At 73.3% G+C, this 18,850-nt stretch carries 18 protein-coding genes, 1 tRNA gene and 1 pseudogene; 8 read left to right on the top strand and 12 right to left on the bottom strand.

Annotated features, from left to right (window positions below):
* Positions 1-185: 185 nt before the first annotated feature.
* Positions 186-389 carry a cold-shock protein gene (locus ACZ6RC_RS23255; protein WP_391133698.1) on the top strand — a complete coding sequence of 68 codons (204 nt, stop codon included), beginning with the start codon at positions 186-188 and terminating at the stop codon, positions 387-389.
* Positions 390-445: 56 nt separating this feature from the next.
* Positions 446-520: transfer RNA gene (locus ACZ6RC_RS23250), tRNA-Met, on the top strand.
* 145 nt (positions 521-665) lie between these two features.
* Here ACZ6RC_RS23250 and ACZ6RC_RS23245 read toward each other — a convergent pair.
* Together ACZ6RC_RS23245 and ACZ6RC_RS23240 are read right to left on the bottom strand one after the other, a co-directional pair.
* Positions 666-1,079 carry an excalibur calcium-binding protein gene (locus ACZ6RC_RS23245; protein ID WP_469586340.1) on the bottom strand — a complete coding sequence of 138 codons (414 nt, stop codon included), beginning with the start codon at positions 1,077-1,079 and terminating at the stop codon, positions 666-668.
* Between the two features lie 264 nt (positions 1,080-1,343).
* On the bottom strand, positions 1,344-2,018 hold the full coding sequence (locus ACZ6RC_RS23240) for a type III effector protein (protein WP_469586337.1): 675 nt from the start codon (positions 2,016-2,018) through the stop codon (positions 1,344-1,346).
* Between the two features lie 133 nt (positions 2,019-2,151).
* On the opposite strand from ACZ6RC_RS23240, the gene ACZ6RC_RS23235 reads away from it, so the two are divergent.
* Positions 2,152-2,586, top strand: coding sequence for an Hsp20/alpha crystallin family protein (locus ACZ6RC_RS23235; RefSeq protein ID WP_469586333.1), 435 nt, complete (start codon positions 2,152-2,154; stop codon positions 2,584-2,586).
* Between the two features lie 156 nt (positions 2,587-2,742).
* Complete coding sequence (locus ACZ6RC_RS23230) at positions 2,743-3,186, top strand: DUF2267 domain-containing protein (RefSeq protein ID WP_469586331.1); 444 nt, start codon at positions 2,743-2,745, stop codon at positions 3,184-3,186.
* Positions 3,187-3,221: 35 nt separating this feature from the next.
* Here ACZ6RC_RS23230 and ACZ6RC_RS23225 read toward each other — a convergent pair whose 3' ends face one another.
* Both ACZ6RC_RS23225 and sigK read right to left on the bottom strand, forming a co-directional pair.
* Positions 3,222-3,980 carry an anti-sigma factor gene (locus ACZ6RC_RS23225; protein WP_469586328.1) on the bottom strand — a complete coding sequence of 253 codons (759 nt, stop codon included), beginning with the start codon at positions 3,978-3,980 and terminating at the stop codon, positions 3,222-3,224.
* A complete protein-coding gene (gene sigK, locus ACZ6RC_RS23220; RefSeq protein ID WP_391133680.1) occupies positions 3,977-4,582 on the bottom strand; it encodes an ECF RNA polymerase sigma factor SigK in 606 nt (201 codons plus the stop codon). The genes ACZ6RC_RS23225 and sigK overlap by 4 nt, the downstream gene beginning before the upstream one ends.
* 254 nt (positions 4,583-4,836) lie before the next feature.
* On the opposite strand from sigK, the gene ACZ6RC_RS23215 reads away from it, so the two are divergent.
* The 3 genes from ACZ6RC_RS23215 (at position 4,837) to ACZ6RC_RS23205 (ending at position 8,679) form a co-directional block, all read left to right on the top strand.
* Entirely contained in the window at positions 4,837-6,447 is a 1,611-nt protein-coding gene (locus ACZ6RC_RS23215) for an SDR family oxidoreductase (RefSeq protein ID WP_469586321.1), read from the top strand.
* The gene (locus ACZ6RC_RS23210) at positions 6,444-7,817 is read left to right on the top strand and encodes a cryptochrome/photolyase family protein (RefSeq protein WP_469586318.1); all 1,374 of its coding nucleotides are present in this window, start codon (positions 6,444-6,446) and stop codon (positions 7,815-7,817) included. The genes ACZ6RC_RS23215 and ACZ6RC_RS23210 overlap by 4 nt, the downstream gene beginning before the upstream one ends.
* 217 nt (positions 7,818-8,034) lie before the next feature.
* Positions 8,035-8,679 (top strand): fasciclin domain-containing protein, encoded by a 645-nt coding sequence (locus ACZ6RC_RS23205; RefSeq protein ID WP_391133672.1) that lies wholly within the window; start codon positions 8,035-8,037, stop codon positions 8,677-8,679.
* 241 nt (positions 8,680-8,920) lie between these two features.
* Here the strand turns inward: ACZ6RC_RS23205 and ACZ6RC_RS23200 are convergent, their stop codons facing one another.
* Complete coding sequence (locus tag ACZ6RC_RS23200; protein WP_391133657.1) at positions 8,921-9,838, bottom strand: S1 family peptidase; 918 nt, start codon at positions 9,836-9,838, stop codon at positions 8,921-8,923.
* Positions 9,839-10,515: 677 nt separating this feature from the next.
* On the bottom strand, positions 10,516-11,370 hold the full coding sequence (locus ACZ6RC_RS23195) for a DMT family transporter (protein WP_391133654.1): 855 nt from the start codon (positions 11,368-11,370) through the stop codon (positions 10,516-10,518).
* Positions 11,371-11,531: 161 nt separating this feature from the next.
* Between ACZ6RC_RS23195 and ACZ6RC_RS23190 the strand changes: the two are divergent.
* A pseudogene (locus ACZ6RC_RS23190) lies at positions 11,532-12,590 on the top strand (AI-2E family transporter); the annotation flags it as partial.
* A 255-nt stretch (positions 12,591-12,845) separates the two neighbouring features.
* Here the strand turns inward: ACZ6RC_RS23190 and ACZ6RC_RS23185 are convergent.
* From ACZ6RC_RS23185 to ACZ6RC_RS23160, 6 genes are all read right to left on the bottom strand, one after another.
* A complete protein-coding gene (locus tag ACZ6RC_RS23185) occupies positions 12,846-14,111 on the bottom strand; it encodes a serine hydrolase domain-containing protein (RefSeq protein WP_469586312.1) in 1,266 nt (421 codons plus the stop codon).
* Between the two features lie 96 nt (positions 14,112-14,207).
* Positions 14,208-15,941, bottom strand: coding sequence for an FAD-dependent monooxygenase (locus ACZ6RC_RS23180; protein WP_469586309.1), 1,734 nt, complete (start codon positions 15,939-15,941; stop codon positions 14,208-14,210).
* Between the two features lie 156 nt (positions 15,942-16,097).
* A complete protein-coding gene (locus ACZ6RC_RS23175) occupies positions 16,098-16,760 on the bottom strand; it encodes a hypothetical protein (RefSeq protein WP_391133646.1) in 663 nt (220 codons plus the stop codon).
* A complete protein-coding gene (locus ACZ6RC_RS23170) occupies positions 16,757-17,173 on the bottom strand; it encodes a DUF6114 domain-containing protein (RefSeq protein ID WP_391133643.1) in 417 nt (138 codons plus the stop codon). Before ACZ6RC_RS23170 ends, ACZ6RC_RS23175 begins: the two co-directional genes overlap by 4 nt.
* On the bottom strand, positions 17,164-17,790 hold the full coding sequence (locus ACZ6RC_RS23165) for a DUF6230 family protein (protein ID WP_391133640.1): 627 nt from the start codon (positions 17,788-17,790) through the stop codon (positions 17,164-17,166). Before ACZ6RC_RS23165 ends, ACZ6RC_RS23170 begins: the two co-directional genes overlap by 10 nt.
* Positions 17,791-17,961: 171 nt before the next feature.
* Complete coding sequence (locus tag ACZ6RC_RS23160; protein ID WP_469586304.1) at positions 17,962-18,723, bottom strand: MerR family transcriptional regulator; 762 nt, start codon at positions 18,721-18,723, stop codon at positions 17,962-17,964.
* Between the last annotated feature and the right edge of the window lie 127 nt (positions 18,724-18,850).

Raw genomic sequence — 18,850 nt, 5'->3', positions numbered from 1 at the left:
CGGCCGGCAGGCGGGTCGGCGGGCCGGATGCCATGGGGGCGGTGACACCCCCCAGACATTCGGCCCTGTCTGATCGAATGACCGGGCCGGGACGGGGTAGAACGGGTGCCGGGCGCCCTCTCTTCGGGGAGGGCCCCGCTACTCGACCCGGCCGGGACCCCCGGCAAGATCTGAAGGAACGCAGTATGGCCAGCGGCACCGTGAAGTGGTTCAACGCCGAGAAGGGCTTCGGTTTCATCGCCCAGGACGGCGGGGGACCGGACGTCTTCGCCCACTACTCCAACATCTCCGGCAACGGCTACCGGGAGCTCGTCGAGGGCGAGACGGTCACCTTCGACATCACCCAGGGCCAGAAGGGCCCGCAGGCCGAGAACATCGTCCGCGGCTGACCCGCGGGAAATGCTCAGCGCCCCGCCGGTGCCACCGAGTACGCTGGCGTCACCGACGCGGGGTGGAGCAGCTAGGTAGCTCGCTGGGCTCATAACCCAGAGGTCGCGCGGTTCGAATCCCGCCCCCGCTACGAGCAGTCAGGGGCCCGGCACCAGCCGGGCCCCTGTCGCATTCCTCCACGATGTGCCGCCGCCGTACCGATGCCCCTTCGACATCCGCCCGGTACGCGGCTCGTCTCTTCCCGCACCGGCACACAGGTCAAGGCGCCGCCAGCGTCAGGAACCGGCCCGGACGCGGCGCCGATGCAATGCGTAGCCAAGGCCTGCCGCGGACATGACGGCGAGACCGAGGCCGACAGCGGTCTCTACATCGGTAGGGCCGTAGGTTCCGCCCACACCGCCCTGAGCTCCCCGTGAGGGCATCACCGTCGGCCGGGCAGATGTCGGAAGGGGCACCGGTACGGCAGCGGTACTCCTGCGCGGAAGCACTTCGCAGGCGATCCCGTCGTCGGTGCCCCGGTCCTCGTCGAGCCGGTGCGGATCGCTCGGGTCCCGATTGAACTCGGCTTGGGCATCCTCCTGAAACGCGAAGTCCCTGCAATCCAGGTCTTGGGCGTGCGCGATCCCTGCCGTCGGGACGAGCGTCCCGACGGCCAAGGCGATGCCGGCGACAGCGGCGCGTCGGTTCATCCTGGCCTCCTCGCGATCGGTCGACCGTCGATTCGACGCTACGAGCGCCGCTATCCCACGGCGCGCCGGGTTAGGCCGAACTGTGTCGTACGGGCCCACTGGCCACGGCCTGAACGCCTGGGAGGTGGCGCCGGTTCTAGGCGGGCGCCTGGGCCTCTCGACACCTGCTCGTCCTCCCGTGCCACGGGCTTGACCGGGCGGTGCGGAGGCTCTCCCACCCGCTTCCGAGAGGCGCGGATCGGGTGGTCCTCCGAAGGTGCGCCGTCAGGAGCCCTCGGGGGTGCGGCCGTTGGTCCCGCGCAGGCGGTCGGTGTGGCGGGTGATGGTGTCCACGCGGGCGGCGAGGTCAGGGTGGGCCGCTTCGAGGTGGCGGTGGGTGTCGATCAGGGGGCGGACCAAGGCGGCCGCGTCGTCGTCGCCGAGGGCTTCGGAGAGGCGGGCGACCGGCGCGTCCGAGGCGGCCGGGAGGTCGCCGAGCGTCGTGATCTGGCCGGCGAGACGCCGCAGATCGGCGGCGTTGCCCCGTGCCCAGGCGGTCACCGACCGGTCCGCGGCGCGGCGGTCGCGGGTCGCCTGGACGCGCTGCTCGCCCGTCGTCCCCTCCGCGCCGGGGCGCACCCGGAGATAGCGGCGCTCGGCCGCCTGGCGGCTGGCGACACCGAGGGGGTGAGCCAGTTCGGCCCAGCTGGCGCCCGCCTCGCGGGCCGCCTCGATCAGGGTCGGCTCCCAGCCGGCGAGCCGTTCCCGCAGCTCGCGCAGGAGCAGCAGGGCGGCCAGTGCCTCCTCGGCGGAGCTGCCCTGAGTCGCCTCCGGGGCATCCGCCGGCCCCGCGGCCCGGGTCGAGCGGACGGCCTCGTCGATCGCGGAGAGGGCGGCCGAGGCGGCGAGGAAGGACGGGTCGGCGGGGCCGGCCCGTCGAGGCCGGTCGGCTGCGGTCATGGGATCAGACTCCTTCGTCCGGTGTCACCCTTCCGATGACATCGCAGTTGTCATCGTTCCGATGACATGTTACAACGGTGTCAGGTGAAGCGCATTGGCAGTTTCTGCCCGAACCAACTGGAGGTGTTTCGCGATGTTGATGCGCACCGACCCGTTCCGCGAGCTCGACCGGCTCACCCAGCAGCTTCTGGGCGCGACCGGCACCTGGTCCAAGCCCTCGCCCATGCCGATGGACGCGTATCGCGAAGGGGACGAGTACGTCATCGCCCTGGACCTGCCCGGGGTGTCGAGCGATGCGATCGACGTCGACGTCGAACGGAACATGCTGACCGTGAAGGCCGAGCGCCGGCCGGTCACGCGCGCCGACGACGTGCAGATGGAGCTCTCCGAGCGGCCCCTCGGTGTCTTCTCCCGCCAGCTGATGCTGGCCGACACCCTGGACACGGAGCGGATCACCGCCGACTACGACGCGGGCGTGCTGACCCTGCGGATCCCGATCGCCGAACGCGCCAAGACGCGCCGGATCACCGTCGGCGCCGGATCCGACCGCAAGCAGATCAGCAGCTGAACTGCCCCCCGCGCGGAGGACGGACGACCGCGATTCCTCCCCTTCGCGGGCCGTCCCCCCGGCCCGCTCCCGTCCTCCGCGCGCCCCGGGCCGGGCAAGCCACCGCCCGGCCCCCGCACACGCGTCCACCACGATGAGAAAGGCAGCCCTCCTTCCATGCTGACCCTGTCGGAACAGACCCCGCAGCGCCCGGCCGCGCCTGCCATGACGTTCGACCGGATGCTGGAACGCGTGCGCTACGAAGGCGCCTACCCCACCCGGGAGCGGGCCGAGGAGACCGTGCGCGCGGTCCTGGCCGCCCTCGGTCGGCAGATCACGGGCGACGAACGCGTCGACCTCGCGGCCCGCCTGCCCCTGGAGGCCGCCCGCGCCTTCACCTGCCAGATCCCCACGACCGCCCCCCTCACCGGCTGGGGCTTCGTCAAGGACCTCGCCGAGCGCGTCGGCGGCACGCCCGCCACCGCACGATGGGACACCGGCGCCGTCCTCAACGTGGTCGCCGACCTCGCCGGCCGTGACCTCCTCGACCGCGTCCTCGCCCAGCTCCCGCCGGGGTACGGCCTGCTCTTCGGCCGCGCCGAACTGACCCAGGCCGCCTGAGCCGCCCGCGGCCTCCTGTACCGGCCCCCCCCGCGTCACGCCACGGGCAGCGCCAGGACCGCGACGGGCGCGGAGGTCGGCCGGGGCGAACCGCCCGCGGGCTCCAGCGTGAGGCCGACGGCCGTGGCGCGGTCCACCACGCCGGTGAGCAGCGTGGCCGAGGCAGCGGACCCCGAGGGCAGCAGGCCCGCCGGACGCATCACCCCCCGGTCGTCGAACCAGAGCTGGTACACCTTCCCGTCCGGCGGCTCCGGCAGGTCCGCGGCGGCGAACACGGCACGGTTCGCCGACGGCGCGTACACCACCGTCCCCACCGCGCCGCCCCGCAGGCGCGCCGTGGTGACCCGCGCGTCCGGCGCCGCCAGGACGGCGGCCACGTCCGCCGTCTCCGCCCGGGCCTGGTGCGCCGCCCGCCGGGCGTCCTCGGCCCGCTCGTACTGCAGGGCCGCCACACCCCCGAGGGCGACTGCCCCGACGAGAGACGCGGCGAGGGCCCAGCCCGGCAGCCGCCGCAGGCCGCGCAGGGTACGGGCGGTACGGGCGGAGGACTCCGTCGCGGGTGGGAACTGACGCACGGTGGTGATCCGGCGCAACACGTCCGCGCGCAGCTCCGGGCCGACCGGCTCGGCGACGGCGAGCCCCAGCCGCGCGGCCGTCTCGGACAGCTCGCGGACCTCGTGGGCGCAGGACGCGCAATGCGCCAGGTGCCGCTCGACGGCCTCACGCTCCTCGTCCGTGTCGAGCGCGTCGAGGACATAGGCCCCGGTCATCGTGTGGAGGTCGGCGGCGTTCACGCGGCGACACCCAGGCAGTCGCGCAGCCGGATCAGCCCGTCCCGCATCCGCGTCTTGACGGTGCCGAGCGGCAGCCCCATCAGCTCCGCGACCTCGCGATAGGTCAGGCCCCGGTAGTAGGCGAGGGTCACCGACTGGCGCTGGCGTTCGGTGAGACCGCGCAGGCAGCGCCGTACGCGCTCCCGGTCGAGCCGGTTCTCCACCTCCTCGGCCACCTCGTCGTAGGCCGGGGTGTGCTCGAGGAGCGCGACCCTCCGGGCGCGGTCCGTGGCCGCCTGTTCGGACCGCACCCGGTCGACCGCCCGCCGGTGCGCCAGGGTGAGCGCCCAGTTCAGCACCGACCCCCGGTCGGGCCGGTATCGGGCCGCCGTGCGCCAGACGTCGACCATGACCTCCTGCGTGACCTCCTCCGACTGGGCGGGATCGCGCAGCACCGCACGCACCACACCGAGGACCGGCCCGGAGACGGCGTCGAAGACACCGGCGAACGCCTCCTGGTCCCCGCGGGCGACACGCGCCATGAGCTCTCGCAGGTCCGCGCGCGGCGGCCCCGGCTCCGGACGGGGAGCGGGGCCGCCGCCCACGCGCGCGTTCTCTCTCACCGGGCGATCCTCCTTCACGTACGCGGGTACCGGGGCTCATTCGGCGCCGCCGCCCTCGCGGATTGGTCCGGTACCGGTTCCGCTCCGGCACGGGCCGCCCCCCGGCTCCGTACCGGCCACGCGTTCGGCCTAGAGAAGCGGCTCGCCGCGTCCGTCGGCGCCCCGAGCGGAGAACAATCGACGTAGTGCCCGCGCGACACGGGCGACATCCGTCGCGACAGTGTCCTCCCCGGCCGGAACGGAGCCCCCCTCGTATGGCGACGCACCCCACCACCGCACCCGACGGCCTGCGATGCCTGGTCACCGGAGCCGGCGGCTACATCGGCGGCCGCCTCGTTCCCGAACTGCTCGACGCCGGCCACCAGGTCCGCTGTCTCGCCCGTAAGCCCGCCAACCTCCGCGACCACCCCTGGGCCGGCCGGGCGGAGGTGGTGGGCGGTGACGTCACCGACGCCGAGAGCCTGCGCCCGGCCCTGCGGGACGTGGACGTGGCCTACTACCTGGTGCACTCCATGAGCTCCGGACGGGACTTCGAGGCGACCGACCGCCGCGCGGCGCACATCCTCGCCCGGGAGGCCCGCGCCGCCGGCGTCCGCCGCATCGTCTACCTCGGCGGCCTCACCCCGCGGGACATCCCCGACCCGGAGCTCTCGCCCCACCTGCGGTCGCGGGCCGAGGTGGGCCGGATCCTCCTGGAGTCGGGCGTGCCCACCACCGTGCTGCGCGCCGCCGTCGTCATCGGCTCCGGTTCGGCCTCTTTCGAGATGCTCCGCTACCTCACCGAACGGCTCCCCGTGATGGTGACACCCAGCTGGGTGGCGAGCCGCGTCCAGCCCATCGCGGTCCGCGACGTCCTGCGCTACCTCGTCGGCAGCGCCCGCATGCCGGACGACGTCAACCGCGCCTTCGACATCGGCGGCCCCGACATCCTCACGTACCGCGAGATGATGTTCCGCTACGCGCAGGTCGCGGGCCTGCGGCAGCGGCTGATCCTGCCCGTCCCCATGCTCACCCCCGGCCTGTCCAGCCAGTGGATCGGGCTCGTCACCCCCGTCCCCGCCGCCCTCGCCCGCCCGCTCGCGGAATCGCTGCGGTACGAAGTCGTCTGCGCCGAACACGACATCACCGCCCACGTCCCCGACCCGCCCGGGACCCCGATCTCCTTCGACCGCGCGCTCTCCCTCGCCCTCCAGCGCGTCCGGGACGCCCAGGTCACCACCCGCTGGTCCTCCGCCTCCCTCCCCGGCGCGCCCAGCGACCCGCTGCCCACCGACCCCGACTGGGCGGGCGGCAGCCTGTACACCGACGAACGCGAACGGACGGTCGCGGCGGACCCGCAGTCGCTCTGGCGGGTCATCGAGGGCGTGGGCGGAGAGAACGGCTGGTACTCCTTCCCGCTCGCCTGGGCGGTACGCGGCTGGTTCGACCGGCTCCTCGGCGGTGTCGGCCTGCGCCGCGGCCGCCGGGACGCCGAACGGCTCAGGGTCGGCGACGCGCTCGACTTCTGGCGGGTCGAGGAGATCGAGCGGGGCAGCCTGCTCCGGCTGCGGGCGGAGGTGCGGCTCCCCGGCCTCGCCTGGCTGGAGATGTACGCCGAGCAGGACGACGCCGGCCGCACCCGCTACCGCCAGCGGGCCCTCTTCCACCCCCGCGGACTGGCCGGACAGCTCTACTGGTGGAGCGTGGCACCCTTCCACGCCGTCGTCTTCGGCGGAATGGCCCGCAGCATCACCCGTACGGCGGAGAAGGGCGGCCCCGGAACGCGCGCCGCGACCGACCCCGCCGCCACACCGGAGCCCGCGACCACGCCCGGGACCGCCTCCGGGCCCTCGTCCGCGCGACGGCCGTCGGGAGGGACCTCGTGAACGCTTCCGTCGTCGTCTTCACCTCCGACCTCCGGCTCCACGACCACCCCCCGCTGCGGGCCGCCCTGGACAGGTCGGACGAGATCGTCCCGCTGTTCGTCCGCGACCCGGCCGTGGACCGGGCCGGCTTCGCCGCGCCCAACCGGCTCGCCTTCCTCGCCGACTGCCTGGCCGACCTCGACGCCGGTCTGCGGGAGCGGGGCGGCCGCCTCGTGGTGCGCTCCGGCGACACCGTGGACCAGGTCCTCGCCGTGGCCCGGGAAGCCGACGCGGACGAGGTCCACCTGGCGGCCGGGTGCAGCGGCTTCGCCCACCACCGGGAGGAGCGGCTGCGGCGGGCCCTGGAGGCCGACGGACGCCGTCTGCGCGTCCACGCGGGCGTGATCACGGCGCTGCCGCCCGGTGCGGTGACCCCGCTCGGCTCGGAGCACTTCGCCGTCTTCACCCCGTACTACCGCCGCTGGGCGGCGGAACGGCTGCGCACCCCGCTCACGGCCCCCCGCTCGGTCCGCGTGCCGGACGCGGTGCGCTCCGACGGGCTGCCCGAGCGCTCCGCCGTGCCGTCCGTCTCCGAGGGGCTGGCCACAGGCGGCGAGCGGGAGGGCCGCCGACGGATGACGGCCTGGCTCGCTCGTCACTCCGACGCGTACGAAGCGCGCCACGACGACCTCGCGGGGGACGCGACCTCGCGCCTCTCGCCCTACCTGCACTTCGGCGCCGTGTCGGCGACGGAGGCGCTGCACCGGGCCCGCGCGAGGGGAGGAGCGGGCGCCGAGGCGTTCGTACGACAGCTGTGCTGGCGCGACTTCCACTATCAGGTGCTGTCCGCGCGGCCGGAGGTCGCCACCGAGGACTACCGGACCCGGCACGACCGCTGGCGGCGCGGCGCGGACGCCGAGGAGGACCTGCGGGCGTGGCGCGAGGGCCGGACCGGCTATCCGGTGGTGGACGCCGCCATGCGGCAGCTCGCCCACGAGGGCTGGATGCACAACCGGGCCCGACTGCTCGCCGCGTCCTTCCTGACGAAGACGCTCTACGTCGACTGGCGGGCGGGAGCGCGGCACTTCCTCGACCTCCTCGTCGACGGCGACCTCGCCAACAACCAGCTGAACTGGCAGTGGGCCGCGGGCACCGGCACGGACACCCGGCCCAACCGGATCCTCAACCCGGTCCTGCAGGCCAGGAGGTACGACCCCGCGGGGGCCTACGTCCGCCGGTGGGTGCCCGAACTCGCCGATCTGGAGACCCGGTTCGTCCACGAACCGTGGAAGCTCCCGCATCCGGAACGATCGGCACTCGACTACCCCGAACCCCTGGTGAGCCTCGGCGACGCGCTCGCCCGCTTCCGCCACGCGCGGGACCTGGACTGACCGCCCCCGCGGGCCCCGCCCTCACGCGCCGACCGCCGATGCGGATCCGGACCCATCCGTCACGCCGTCGGCTCCGAAACACCTCCGACAACAGAGCCGCGGCAGCGGAGGGGACGAGCACGAGCCCCCGCGCACCGCGGCCGGAGCGCATCGCCACGTCCGGCCGGGGTGGTCGTGCCGCTCCCTCACCGCGCCACCACCCAGAGGGGTTCGACCCATGCACGCTCTCCGTCTCCGCCGTACCGCCGTCGCCGTCGCCGCGGCGGCTCTCCTCCCCTTCTCCCTGGCCGCCTGCACCGACTCCGGCACGGACACCGCGTCCGAGGCGGGCCCCGAGGCCTCGTCCGCGGCGCCCGGAACGCCCTCCATCGAAGCCGGCACGGCCGCCGCCGGGCCCTTCGGTCCGGCGTGCGCCTCGGTTCCCGCGGACGGCGCGGGTTCGTTCGACGGCATGGCCAAGGACCCGGTGGCCACCGCCGCCTCCCACAACCCGGCCCTGTCCACCCTGGTCTCCGCGGTCAAGCAGGCAGGCCTGGTCGACACCCTGAACAACGCCCAGGACATCACCGTGTTCGCACCCACGAACGACGCCTTCGCCAAGATCCCCAAGGCCGACCTCGACAAGGTCCTCGCCGACAAGGACATGCTGACGAAGATCCTCACTTACCACGTCGTCGGACGGAAGCTGACCCCCCAGCAGCTCGAGAACGGCTCCTTCGAGACCCTTCAGACGGGCACGCTCACCACCAAGGGCTCCGGCGAGGACTACACCGTCAACGACACCTCCCAGGTCGTCTGCGGCAACGTCCCCACCGCCAACGCCACCGTCTACATCGTCGACACCGTCCTCATGCCCAAGTAACCCGGCGGGCAGGGCGGCTCCCCGTCAAGCGTTCCGGACGTCCCCGGCCAAACGAAGATCACCTCCGTGGCCTCAGCGCGGGCCACGGGGGTGCGCGGGGTACGCGAAGGGCCGGCGGCCCCGAAGGGACCGCCGGCCCGAAGTGCCCGCGAGAACTGGTGCGTCGAGCGCCGGAGCCATGAGGTCCGCCGGGCCCTGCACGGTTCCGGCGCCGCCGGTGCGGCGGGGTCGGCTTGTCGCGTTAGAAGACGCTCACGCCGTACGCGCCGAGGGCCTCGGTCACCGGCTGGAAGAACGTGGTCCCGCCGCTGGAGCAGTTGCCGCTGCCGCCGGAGGTGAGCCCGAGGGCGGTGCTGCCGGAGAACAGGGCGCCACCGCTGTCGCCGGGCTCGGCGCAGACGTTGGTCTGGATCATGCCGTAGACGATGTCGCCGTTGCCGTAGTTGACGGTGGCGTTGAGGCCCGTGACCGTACCGCTCCGCAGGCCGGTGGTGCTGCCGCTGCGCTGCACGGACTGGCCCACATAGGCGTTGCCCGCGCCGGTGATGTCGCGGTAGCTGCCGTTGTAGAGGTAGACCCGGCCGTCCGCCGCCGACGCGTTGGAGTGCCGGATGATGCCGTAGTCGTTGGTCGGGAAGCTGGAGCCCGTCCGGGTGCCGAGGACGGTGGTGTTGGCCGAGTTGGTGTACCAGGTGCTGCCGATGTTGGTGCAGTGGCCGGCCGTCAGGGCGTAGTACGTCGAGCCGCTGCGGACGTTGAAGCCGAGCGAGCAGCGCCCGCCGCCCGCGTAGATGGCCTGGCCGCCGGCGATCAGCTTGTTCAGGGTGCCCGGCGTGCGCTTGATCTCCAGGGAGCCGGCGCGCTCGCCGGCCGCCTGTCGGAGCTTCGCGATCTCCGCGGCGGAGACGGTGGAGTCGGCGGTGAGGACGACCTTCCCGGTCGCCTGGTCGGTGTACCAGGCGGTGCCGGGCACGTCGGCCCCGCGCACGGCGGCGCCGACGGCGGTGAGTTCGGCGGTGGTGGCCCGGGTCTCCCCGGTCGTCGCCGCGGACGAGCTGGGCATGGCAAGCGCTGATGCGGCCAGGAGCGCGGAGGTCACGGCGATCAGCCGTGCGCCCTTCGCGACGCCGCCGAGGGGGGACAGGCGCTTGAGGTTCACTGCATCCTCCGGTGGGGGAGTGGGGGCCCGCTGGGTGGGCGGGACCGTAGGGCGGGATCGGTGGCCCGGTGACGGAGGTGACCGCCATGGACCTGTCAATCTCGACGAGAGGAATCCTCGAATCCGGGTGGTCTCCGGGGCAAGGATGCGATTCGGCCGATCTACGCGCGTTCACGTGGTCCAGGAATCACGGAGCGCCGTGGCAGGACGACGGGGCGGCCGTCCGGTCGGGCCGGGCGGGGGTGTGCAAACGCTTGCGGACGTTTTCTGACGCCTTCTCAGGAGGGTGCCCGGTGGCCGGCGTCGACGGCTCTCCTCCCCTACCAGGAAGCGGAGCACGAGCTACCGTTTCGCCAGCTCAGCCGTCCCGCCGTTCCCTCCTCCCGGCCGGCGTCCCCGCCCCGCGCACGGCCGCGCCGGAGTCCCTGCCCGGTGCTCGGTGGGGGTAGCAGGCGCACACGTCGGCCGGCGCCCGGTGCCGGGGGCGGGAGCGGCGGCGGTCCGCCCCGGCCGGGAGGGAGGCGGACGCGGGGGCCAGTGGTACAGGTACCGCGGCCACCCCCATGTCGCGATCGTGCCGTTCGCCCGTACGGCCCGGCGCGGCCCGGTGTCCGGTTCCCGCCACCGGACCGCGTCATGGGCGACGCGTCCGGCGCCAGCGGAGGGGTACCCGTGCCCTACGTGCTGCTGACCCCGCTGCGGGCCAGCGCGAACACGCCGAACACGATCAGGGCGACCCCCATGAGCTGGGGCACCAGCCACCAGCCCGCCCGGACGTGCTCCTCGTACAGCAGGATCCCCAGCATCAGGCTGATGGTCGCGTCCCCGAGGGTCAGCGCGGGCTGGGAGGCGACCAGCGGTCCGCCCTGCATGGCGTGTTCGAGGAGGAGGAGCGCGGCGATGCCGGTCACGCAGAAGGCGTAGGTCTGCCAGGTCGTCAGGAAGGCGGAGATGCCGCCCTCGTCGAGGATGTGCATCGACGCCTTCATCAGGGCCGCGGTCAGGGCGTAGCAGATCGCCGTCGCCGCCCCGAGGCAGCCGGCGCGGGCCCGCCCGGGGGGCCTGCGCAGACCGGCGGCGGCCAGCACCACCACCGCGGCGGCGCAGACCGCGAGCGCCGGCACCCACCGGTCGAGCTCCACATGCGTGCGGTTCCCGGAGGGCGAGGCGGCCACGAGCATCACTGCCAGCCCCCCGACGACCCCCGCCACCGCGAACCACAGTGCCTTGGGAAGCCGCTCCCGGGTCATCAGCGAGGCGATGAGCAGGGCGAGCGGCAGCTCCAGGACGAACAGCGGCTGTACGAGGGTCAGCGGCCCGGTCGCCAGCGCGGCGGCCTGGCCGATGCCGGCGGCGATCACCGCGAGGATGCCCGCCAGCCAGACCGGGCGCCGCAGCAGATCGAGGATCAGCCCGAACCGGAACCCCTCGGACTGCGGGACCTGAAGCGCGGCGCGGCGCTGCAGCACCGTGGCGAGCGCGTTGCTGAACGCCGCGAAGACCGACAACACGATCGGCAGGATGACACCCATCCCCCGATCGTCACCGCCGCCGGCGGGCGGCCCGGTGGCGACACCGGTGTTCGACGGGGGTTCCTGCGGCATTCGCCCGTCCGGACGCAGCCGAGGTGTGGGCGGGGGAATGTGGGGGCGGGGGCGTGGCCCGGCGGCCCCCCGGTGGTACGTCGTCCGTCATGCAGCCAGGCACACCCTCGCCGGTGGTCCCCTTCCTCCGCACCGCCGCCGCCTACGCGTGGCGCGTGCTCGTCGTCGGGGCGCTCGTGTACGGCCTGTTCGCCGTGCTCGGGCGCTTCCACGAGATCGGCGTGGCCCTCTTCCTCGGCCTGGTGATCACCGCCATGCTGCTCCCGGTCGTCCGGCTGCTCGACCGCCGGCTGCCGCGCGCGCTGGCGGTCGCCGTCACCCTCATCGGCAGCATCGTGGTCGTCCTCGGTGTCCTCGCGCTGGTCGGCGAGGCCGTGGCGGGGGAGCGGACGACGCTTGTGCGCGAGTTCCGGGACGGCGTCGGCCGGATCGAGCACTGGCTGGAGCAGCCGCCCTTCCGGCTGAACCCGAACGCGCTGTCGGACGTACAGGCCCGGATCGAGCAGTTCCTGTCGAACCACCGCTCGACGCTGGTCAGCAAGGCGCTGAGCGGGGCGACTCGACTGGTGGAGGTCTTCACGGCGCTGGCCCTCGCGCTGTTCAGCTCGGTGTTCTTCCTCCATTCGGGGGGCCGGCAGTGGGCGTGGTTTCAGGGACAGTTGCCCCGGTCCGTCCGCGCAAGGACCGACACCGGGGGCCGTGCCGCCTGGCGGACCTTCACCGGGTACACGCACGGCATCGTCCTCGTCGCCGCGACGAACGCCGTTCTCGTCGGCATCGCGCTCTGGCTCCTCGGGGTGCCGCTGGCCGTTCCGCTGGCGCTGCTCGAGTTCATGGCGGCCTTCGTCCCGCTGATCGGCTCGCCCGTCGCCCTCGCGATCGCCGCCGTCGTGGCCCTGGCCTCGAAGGGTCCGCTGGTGGCGGGCATCGTGATCGCGCTGATCGTCGTCATCGGGCAGATCGAGGGACACCTGCTGCACCCGCTCGTGATGAGCTGGGCCGTGCGGCTGCACCCGCTGGTGGTGGCGATCTCGGTGATCGCCGGCTCGATCGCCGCCGGCATCGTGGGGGCCGTGGTGGCGGTACCGCTCGTGTCGGTGGTCTGGTCGGTCTACACGGCGCTGCGTCCCGACGCCGGCGGCGGAGGAGCCGGCGCGGCGGGCAAGGACGGGCCGGGAGGGCCGGGCGGACGGGGCGGTAGGCGCGGCAAGGGCGGCTCGGGAGGCACCGGCGGCGCGGGCGACAGGAACGGGGCCGGCGGTTCGGGCGGCGCCGAGGGGAGGGGCGGTTCGGACGGGCGGCCTGACGGTACGACGGGTACGGACCTCGCCGAGGTCACCGCCGAGAGCTCGCAGCGGTGACCTCGGCGTCCGTCCGTGCCTTTGGGGTCCGGACGCCCGCCGTCACGAGGAGGGCGAGGGGGACGTCGACTTGTCCGGGGCCACCGGCGTCGGCAGGTTGTACACGTTGTCCGGAGAGACGATCTCGGTGATCGCCTTCCCGAAGAGCGTGCTGGGTTCCGCCCCGTCGTGGCCGATGTCGGTGTTCAGCATGACGACCAGGGTCGCCTGCACGTCGGGCAGGTAGATCGTCAAGGACTCGTAGCCCGGCAGCGAGCCGTTGTGCCCGATCCAGCCCTGCACGTTGAAGATGCCCAGTCCGTAGGCGGCGCCCGGGATGGTCGTGGGCAGGGTCTTCAGCCGTTCCGCCTGGGTGGCGGGCGTCAGCAGCGTGCCGGTCGCGACGACCTTCGCCCAGGTCCGGAGGTCGCGGAGCTGGGAGATCATCGCTCCGGCGGCCCAGCCCCAGGAGGGGTTCCAGTTCGCGGAGTCCTCGACCTTCCCGGACGCCGTCTGGTCGGTGTAGCCCTGGGCGTGCGGTTCGGGGAACGCGGCGTCGGTCGGGAAGACGGTGTGCCGCAGACCGGCCGGCCCGATGACGTTCTTCTGGAGGAACTCGTTCAGGGGGAGCCCGCCGACCTTCTCCACGACCAGGCCCAGCAGGATCAGATTGGTGTTGGAGTACTCGAACTGCGTGCCCGGGGCGAAGTTCACCGGGTGCTTGAAGGAGTAGTCGAGCAACTGCTGGGGTGTGAAGGGGCGGTCCGGGTCGGACGTCAGGGCCTTGAAGAAGGCGTCGTCCATGGAGTAGTTGAACAACCCGCTGCGCATGCCCGCCAGTTGCCGCAGGGTGATCTTGTCCCCGTTGGGAACGCCCTTGATGTAGTCGCCGATCGGGTCGTCCAGGCCCAGCTTGCCCTGGTCGACGAGTTCCAGCAGCGCGGTCACGGTGAAGGTCTTCGTCTCGCTGCCGATCCGCAGGTAGAGGTCGGGGCGCATCGGCTCGCCGCTGGACTTGTCGGCGACGCCGAAGGCCCGTTCGTAGTTCCCCTTGCCGGGCGCCGAGACGCTGACGAGGACTCCGGGCACGTCCGCCTCGCGCATGACCTGCTTGATCGCGTCGTCCAGTCGCTGGGCGACCGCCGGGGACAGTTCGGCGAACTCGGTGTCGGAGGGCGACGGCGGGGGAGAGGGCGCCGTGAGGGCGGTCGGGGAGGCCGCCGGCGCGGTGCCGCCGTAGGCGGCTCCGGCGGAGACCGGGACCGCCAAGGTCCCGGCCAGGGTCAGACCTACACAGAGCTTGCGCCAGTGGGCTGGTGAGTACCTCATGGCAGATCCTCCCTGTCAGCCGAGGACGGAACCTTCTTCAGGCTAGGCCGGGCACCCCACCCCCGCACGGCGGGAGCGCGGAGCCCGGCCGCCGCCTCAGCTACGGAACACCGTTGCCAGGTGGGCGGCGAGCGCGTCCTCGGCCGGGAGGGGAAGCCGCGCCCCGAGGTATCCGTCGGGCCGCACCAGGAAGACGGTCGGGGCCCGGACGCCATAGCGGTCGGCGAACTCGCCCCGGGCGTCCCGGTACACGGGGAGCCCGGCCTCGGCGGCGGGCGCACCGTCCCCGGCGAGCAGGGCGCACGCCTCGACCCGGCCGCCCGTCGACTCCTTTGCCATGTCGGCGAGTCGGCGCAGGCCGGCGACGGCCTCACCGTCGCCGTAGAGCAGCAGGACGTGGCCGCGGTCGCGCAGCAGGTCGTACAGCCGCAGCGGGTAGGTGGCGATCCGGCCGGTGAGGCCGCCGCAGTCCGGCGCGCGGTCCCCGGCGCGCGGCCCCGCCGTCTTGTCCTCCCGCCCCGCCCCGCCGTCCTGCCCGTGCTCGGGGGCGCCGGTGGTCCGCGGCGCGGCCGCCGCTCCGTCCACGATCGGGCTGCCCCGGTAACCGACGAGGAGTTGGGCCTCGCGGAGCAGCAGCGTCGCGGGGTCCTCCGGGTCCGCTTGCACGCCCTCGGCGGCGTGCCGGACGGTCCGCCCGACGACCTCCTCGCCCACCGGCCGGCGCTCGGCGTCGTAGCTGGCGAGCAGACGCGGGTGGGCGGCGGCGTCGAGGGCGAGGGCGAGCTTCCAGGCCAGGTTGTAGGCGTCCTGGATACCGGTGTTCATGCCCTGCGCCCCGGTGGGCGGATGGATGTGTGCGGCGTCCCCCGCGACGAAGACGCGCCCCTCGCCGTACCGGTCCACTAGCCGGTGGCTGATCCGGAACACCGACGACCAGCGCAGTCCGTACGCGGTGACGGGCTGGGGTGACAGCCGGTCGAGGACCGGCTGGATGTCGGAGAGGGCGGGCCCCTGGGCGCCGTCGAGGCCGTGCGCCACGCCGTCGGGGTTCCCGGCGGTGTCGTGCGCGCGCCGGGCGGCGGAGAGTTCGGCCGGCACCGTCATCGACATGCGGTACCGTCCCCGGCCGGGCAGCGGGATGCACACGAGCGTGTCGTCGACCGTTCCGTCCTCGGCACGGTGCAGGGAGCGCACGCCGTATCCCTCCGGCAGCTCCCAGTCGACCTGGAGGTCGCCCAGCATGTACTCCTCCGGGAACGCGCCTCCCTCGAAGGAGAGCCCCAGCCCCTTGCGTACCGTGCTGTGGGCGCCGTCGCAGCCGATCAGGTACCGGCAGCGGATCTCCTCCCCGCCCGTTCCCGCCGGGTCCGGCACCGGGTCCGGCACGGACTCCAGGCGGGCCGTCACGCCGGTCTCGTCCTGTCGGAACGACACCAGCGCGACACCGCGCTCGATCCGGGTCCCGAAGCGGGCCAGGTGCTCTTCGAGGACGCGCTCCGTCTCGTACTGCGGCAGCGCGGCGAAGCCGTACGGCACCTCGGGCGGCAGGGTGAGCTCGAACCGGCCCGCCTCCGAGCCGTTGACGTAGACGAGCTGGCCGCGCATCGGGACGGCGGCGTCCAGCGCCTCGCGCACCATGCCCATCCGGTCCCAGATCTCCAGTGTCCGGGGCTGGACGCCGACGGCTTTCGCGTACGGGAGCCGCGCGGGCAGCCGGTCGACGATGCGGACGGTGGCGCCCTGCCGGCGCAGCTCGGCCGCGGCGGTGAGCCCGACCGGCCCGGCGCCGACGACCAGGACGTCGGGGGAGTGGTCCCTGCTGTCGCGCATCACCGGCGCCTCCTGAGGTGCGGCCCCCGCCTCCTTGTCTCATGGTCGGCCGGGGCGCGTGGGGCCGCACCTCCGGACGGGCCCGGGCGCGAGGACGCCGGGCGGGGCGTACGGGGGTCCGTATGCCCTGCCCGGCGTCGTTCGTCGTGCGGGAAGTTACGGTGCGACGGTGATCTGCTGGGCCGGGTCGGTGGTGTCGGTGACCTTGTAAACGGCGTTGAAGGTGGATGACGTCGCGCTGGTCGGGCAGCCGAACCCGCCGGTGACCTTGACCGGGACCGAGGCGTTGGTGAAGGTCAGGGAGGGCGGGGCGCCGTTGGCCCAGGAGCCGGGGACGCTCGCCGCGGCGGTGGGCGCGGTGACGACCGTACACGTGGCCAGGCCGGTCGTCTTGACCACGAGCCCGCCGGAGGGGACGGTCATGGTGGCCGTGATCGGCGTCCCGTGCTGCATGGACACCTGCCAGGCACCGCTGGTGGTGACGGTCGGGGTCACGCCCGGCATGCTGGACGTGCAGGAGCTGTAGGTCGGAGCGGAGATCGGCGAGGAGACCGCGCCGGCCGGGTTGTGGTTGCCGGGGGCGGCCGGGACGGTGCCGGTGGAGACGGAGACCGAGCAGGTCACCGTGACCGAGCCCGCCTTGAGGGTGGCCTTGCCGCTGAGCGTGGCCTTGAAGGCGTGGCCGGCCGGGGTGACGGTGGTGGAGCCGGCCGCCGCCGTGGGTAACGGCGCGGCGGTCGCGGCGGCGGCGCCGAGGGTCAGCGCGCCGGCGGCGGCGAGTCCGAGGGCGAGGGGGACGAGGGTGTGCGTACGGCTCATGGCTGTGCTCCTTGGGGATCGGAGTGTGGAGCGGGGACGGAGGGCTTGCCGGGCGTGGGGGAGCGCGGCTGCCAGGCGAACATGAGGCCCCCGCCGAGGATGCCGAGCAGGGTCCCGACGAGGAATCCGCCGAGGTTCGACAGCACCAGTGCGGCGGTGGCGATGAGGACGGTGACGATCCCGGCGAGGGTGCGGTAGTGCGGGGAGAACCAGACGGAGAGACCGAGGACGATCATCACGAGGCCCATGAGGACCGACGGGATGCCCGCGACGCCCTGGGTGAGCATGACCTTCATCGGGGCGAGCGGCAGGACGCAGATCTCGGCCCCGGCGAGGGCGGTGACGAGCCCGCCCCAGAACGGTCGGCTGCGGCGCCACCGCCGGAACCGCGTCCGCCCTCGGGTCAGAAGCATTCCTTCTTGCCCTTGCTGACGTGCATGTTCAGCCCGGAGAGCTTGAAGGTCCCGGCGTTGGTGGCCCAGGCGGTCTGCCTCAGCTTGGTGATGGTGACGGTGTCGGCCTGCTGGGCGAACAGGTCCTGCATGCCCTGTGCGTCCTCCGGACCCTTGTCGAGGGTGGAGGCGTCGCGGCCGATCTCGATGTTGGTGAAGGACGCGTTGCCGGAGAGCTGGGTGGCGTCGACGAAGAGGTTCGTCGCCTCGACGGGGTCCTTCTGACCTGCGGTCAGGTAGAGCGAGATGTCGCCGATGACCGGGAGCGTGGTGACCACCGACTGGCAGAGGCTGTTGAGTTCGGCCTCCTTGATGGCGGTGACCGCCACCGGGATGAGCTCGTTGCGGGCGTTGACGTCGACGCTGCCGTACTGCGCGAAGCCCGTGCCGTTCAGGCTCTCGGCGGAGACCTTGAACTGCTGGCCCGAGACGGCGAAGGAGGCGGCGAGCGCCCCCTGGGCGAGGGCGATGCCGAGGCCGGCGGTGACGGCGACGGCGGGGACGGTCAGGACGGCGAAGCGTCGCCATCTCACCCGGCCGTCCTCCATGTCGGGTAAGTCGTTCGAATCGTGTCCCATGACGGATCCCCTTGGCTGAGTGGGGTGGGGCAGTGGGTGTGAGGTGAGACGGCCCGACCGGTGCGATCCGGCTCCGCACATGCGTTACTCGCCGGTATGACCGTGGAGACGAATGTAAGAGTGCCAATGGCGGTTGGCAAGGTTGTGGGGGAGCGCCCTTTCGGACAAGTCCTACTGCTGCGTACGCAGCAGAGCGGCGACTTCCGCTTCCACCCGCCGCGCCATCGCACGGGCGAACTCCGTGGCCACGACCTCCCCCGCCACCGGGCGCAGCGCCGCGGCGGCCTCCGCGATGTGATCCAACCGCCCGGCCGAAATCCGCTCCAGGCTCTCGGCACCGATCACATGCCGCCGGAACAGCGCGACGAACCGGTCCGCCACCGCCGCTGCCTGCGTCTGCACGAAGTCGCCCGCGTCCAGGATCTCCGCCAGCGGCAGCCCCCGGCGCACCAGCGTGAGCGTCGCCTCCAGCAGCCGCCGGCTCGGGAACGTGACCGTGTCCCCCTCCACCCGTACGTACTCCAGCGCCGCGGCCCGTCGGGTGTCCTGCGCGGTCGCCGTCGAGCCGAACATCTCCCGCAACTCCGCCAGCGTCATCGTGACCGGCTCCTCCTGCACCCAGTCGCGGGTCATCTCCCGCTCGAAACCGAGGAGTTGGGCGATTCCCCCGCCCTGCTCCCAGGCGTCCAGGAGCTCGGCGATGCCGTTCACGGTGTAGCCGCGGCCCAGCAGATCGTCGATCAGCCGCAGCCGGGTCAGGTGCTCGTCGGAGTACCAGGCGATCCTGCCCTCCCTGCGGGGCGGGGGCAGCAGACCGCGTTCCTGGTAGTAGCGCAGATTGCGCACCTTCACCCCGGCCGCCCTGGCCACTTCCTCCCGGCGATACCGCGCCCCGCCCGCCACTGCCGTGTCACCCGCCGCCTCGCTGCTCACGGCCCCGAGCCTAATGCCGCGAGGGGTTCGTTTCAGCCATGCCGCAAGACCCGCGGCTCCCTCCGGCGGCTCGGCTCCGATGCCCCTCTCCGCGTACCGGCGGGCGGCCGAGTTCCGGACGCCGCCC

The sequence above is a fragment of the Streptomyces sp. NPDC048353 genome, assembly GCF_055587165.1.
This window is presented reverse-complemented; position numbering and strand designations above follow the sequence as displayed.

Excerpts from the sequence above, each read along its gene's own strand:
- ACZ6RC_RS23230 (WP_469586331.1), top strand. The coding sequence starts at position 2,743 with ATGCTGACCCTGTCGGAACAGACCCCGCAGCGCCCGGCCGCGCCTGCC.
- ACZ6RC_RS23240 (WP_469586337.1), bottom strand. The coding sequence starts at position 2,018 with ATGACCGCAGCCGACCGGCCTCGACGGGCCGGCCCCGCCGACCCGTCC.
- ACZ6RC_RS23175 (WP_391133646.1), bottom strand. The coding sequence starts at position 16,760 with ATGAGCCGTACGCACACCCTCGTCCCCCTCGCCCTCGGACTCGCCGCC.
- ACZ6RC_RS23235 (WP_469586333.1), top strand. The coding sequence starts at position 2,152 with ATGTTGATGCGCACCGACCCGTTCCGCGAGCTCGACCGGCTCACCCAG.
- ACZ6RC_RS23205 (WP_391133672.1), top strand. The coding sequence starts at position 8,035 with ATGCACGCTCTCCGTCTCCGCCGTACCGCCGTCGCCGTCGCCGCGGCG.
- ACZ6RC_RS23245 (WP_469586340.1), bottom strand. The coding sequence starts at position 1,079 with ATGAACCGACGCGCCGCTGTCGCCGGCATCGCCTTGGCCGTCGGGACG.
- ACZ6RC_RS23195 (WP_391133654.1), bottom strand. The coding sequence starts at position 11,370 with ATGGGTGTCATCCTGCCGATCGTGTTGTCGGTCTTCGCGGCGTTCAGC.
- ACZ6RC_RS23255 (WP_391133698.1), top strand. The coding sequence starts at position 186 with ATGGCCAGCGGCACCGTGAAGTGGTTCAACGCCGAGAAGGGCTTCGGT.
- ACZ6RC_RS23170 (WP_391133643.1), bottom strand. The coding sequence starts at position 17,173 with ATGCTTCTGACCCGAGGGCGGACGCGGTTCCGGCGGTGGCGCCGCAGC.
- ACZ6RC_RS23215 (WP_469586321.1), top strand. The coding sequence starts at position 4,837 with ATGGCGACGCACCCCACCACCGCACCCGACGGCCTGCGATGCCTGGTC.
- ACZ6RC_RS23185 (WP_469586312.1), bottom strand. The coding sequence starts at position 14,111 with ATGAGGTACTCACCAGCCCACTGGCGCAAGCTCTGTGTAGGTCTGACC.
- ACZ6RC_RS23180 (WP_469586309.1), bottom strand. The coding sequence starts at position 15,941 with ATGCGCGACAGCAGGGACCACTCCCCCGACGTCCTGGTCGTCGGCGCC.
- ACZ6RC_RS23165 (WP_391133640.1), bottom strand. The coding sequence starts at position 17,790 with ATGGGACACGATTCGAACGACTTACCCGACATGGAGGACGGCCGGGTG.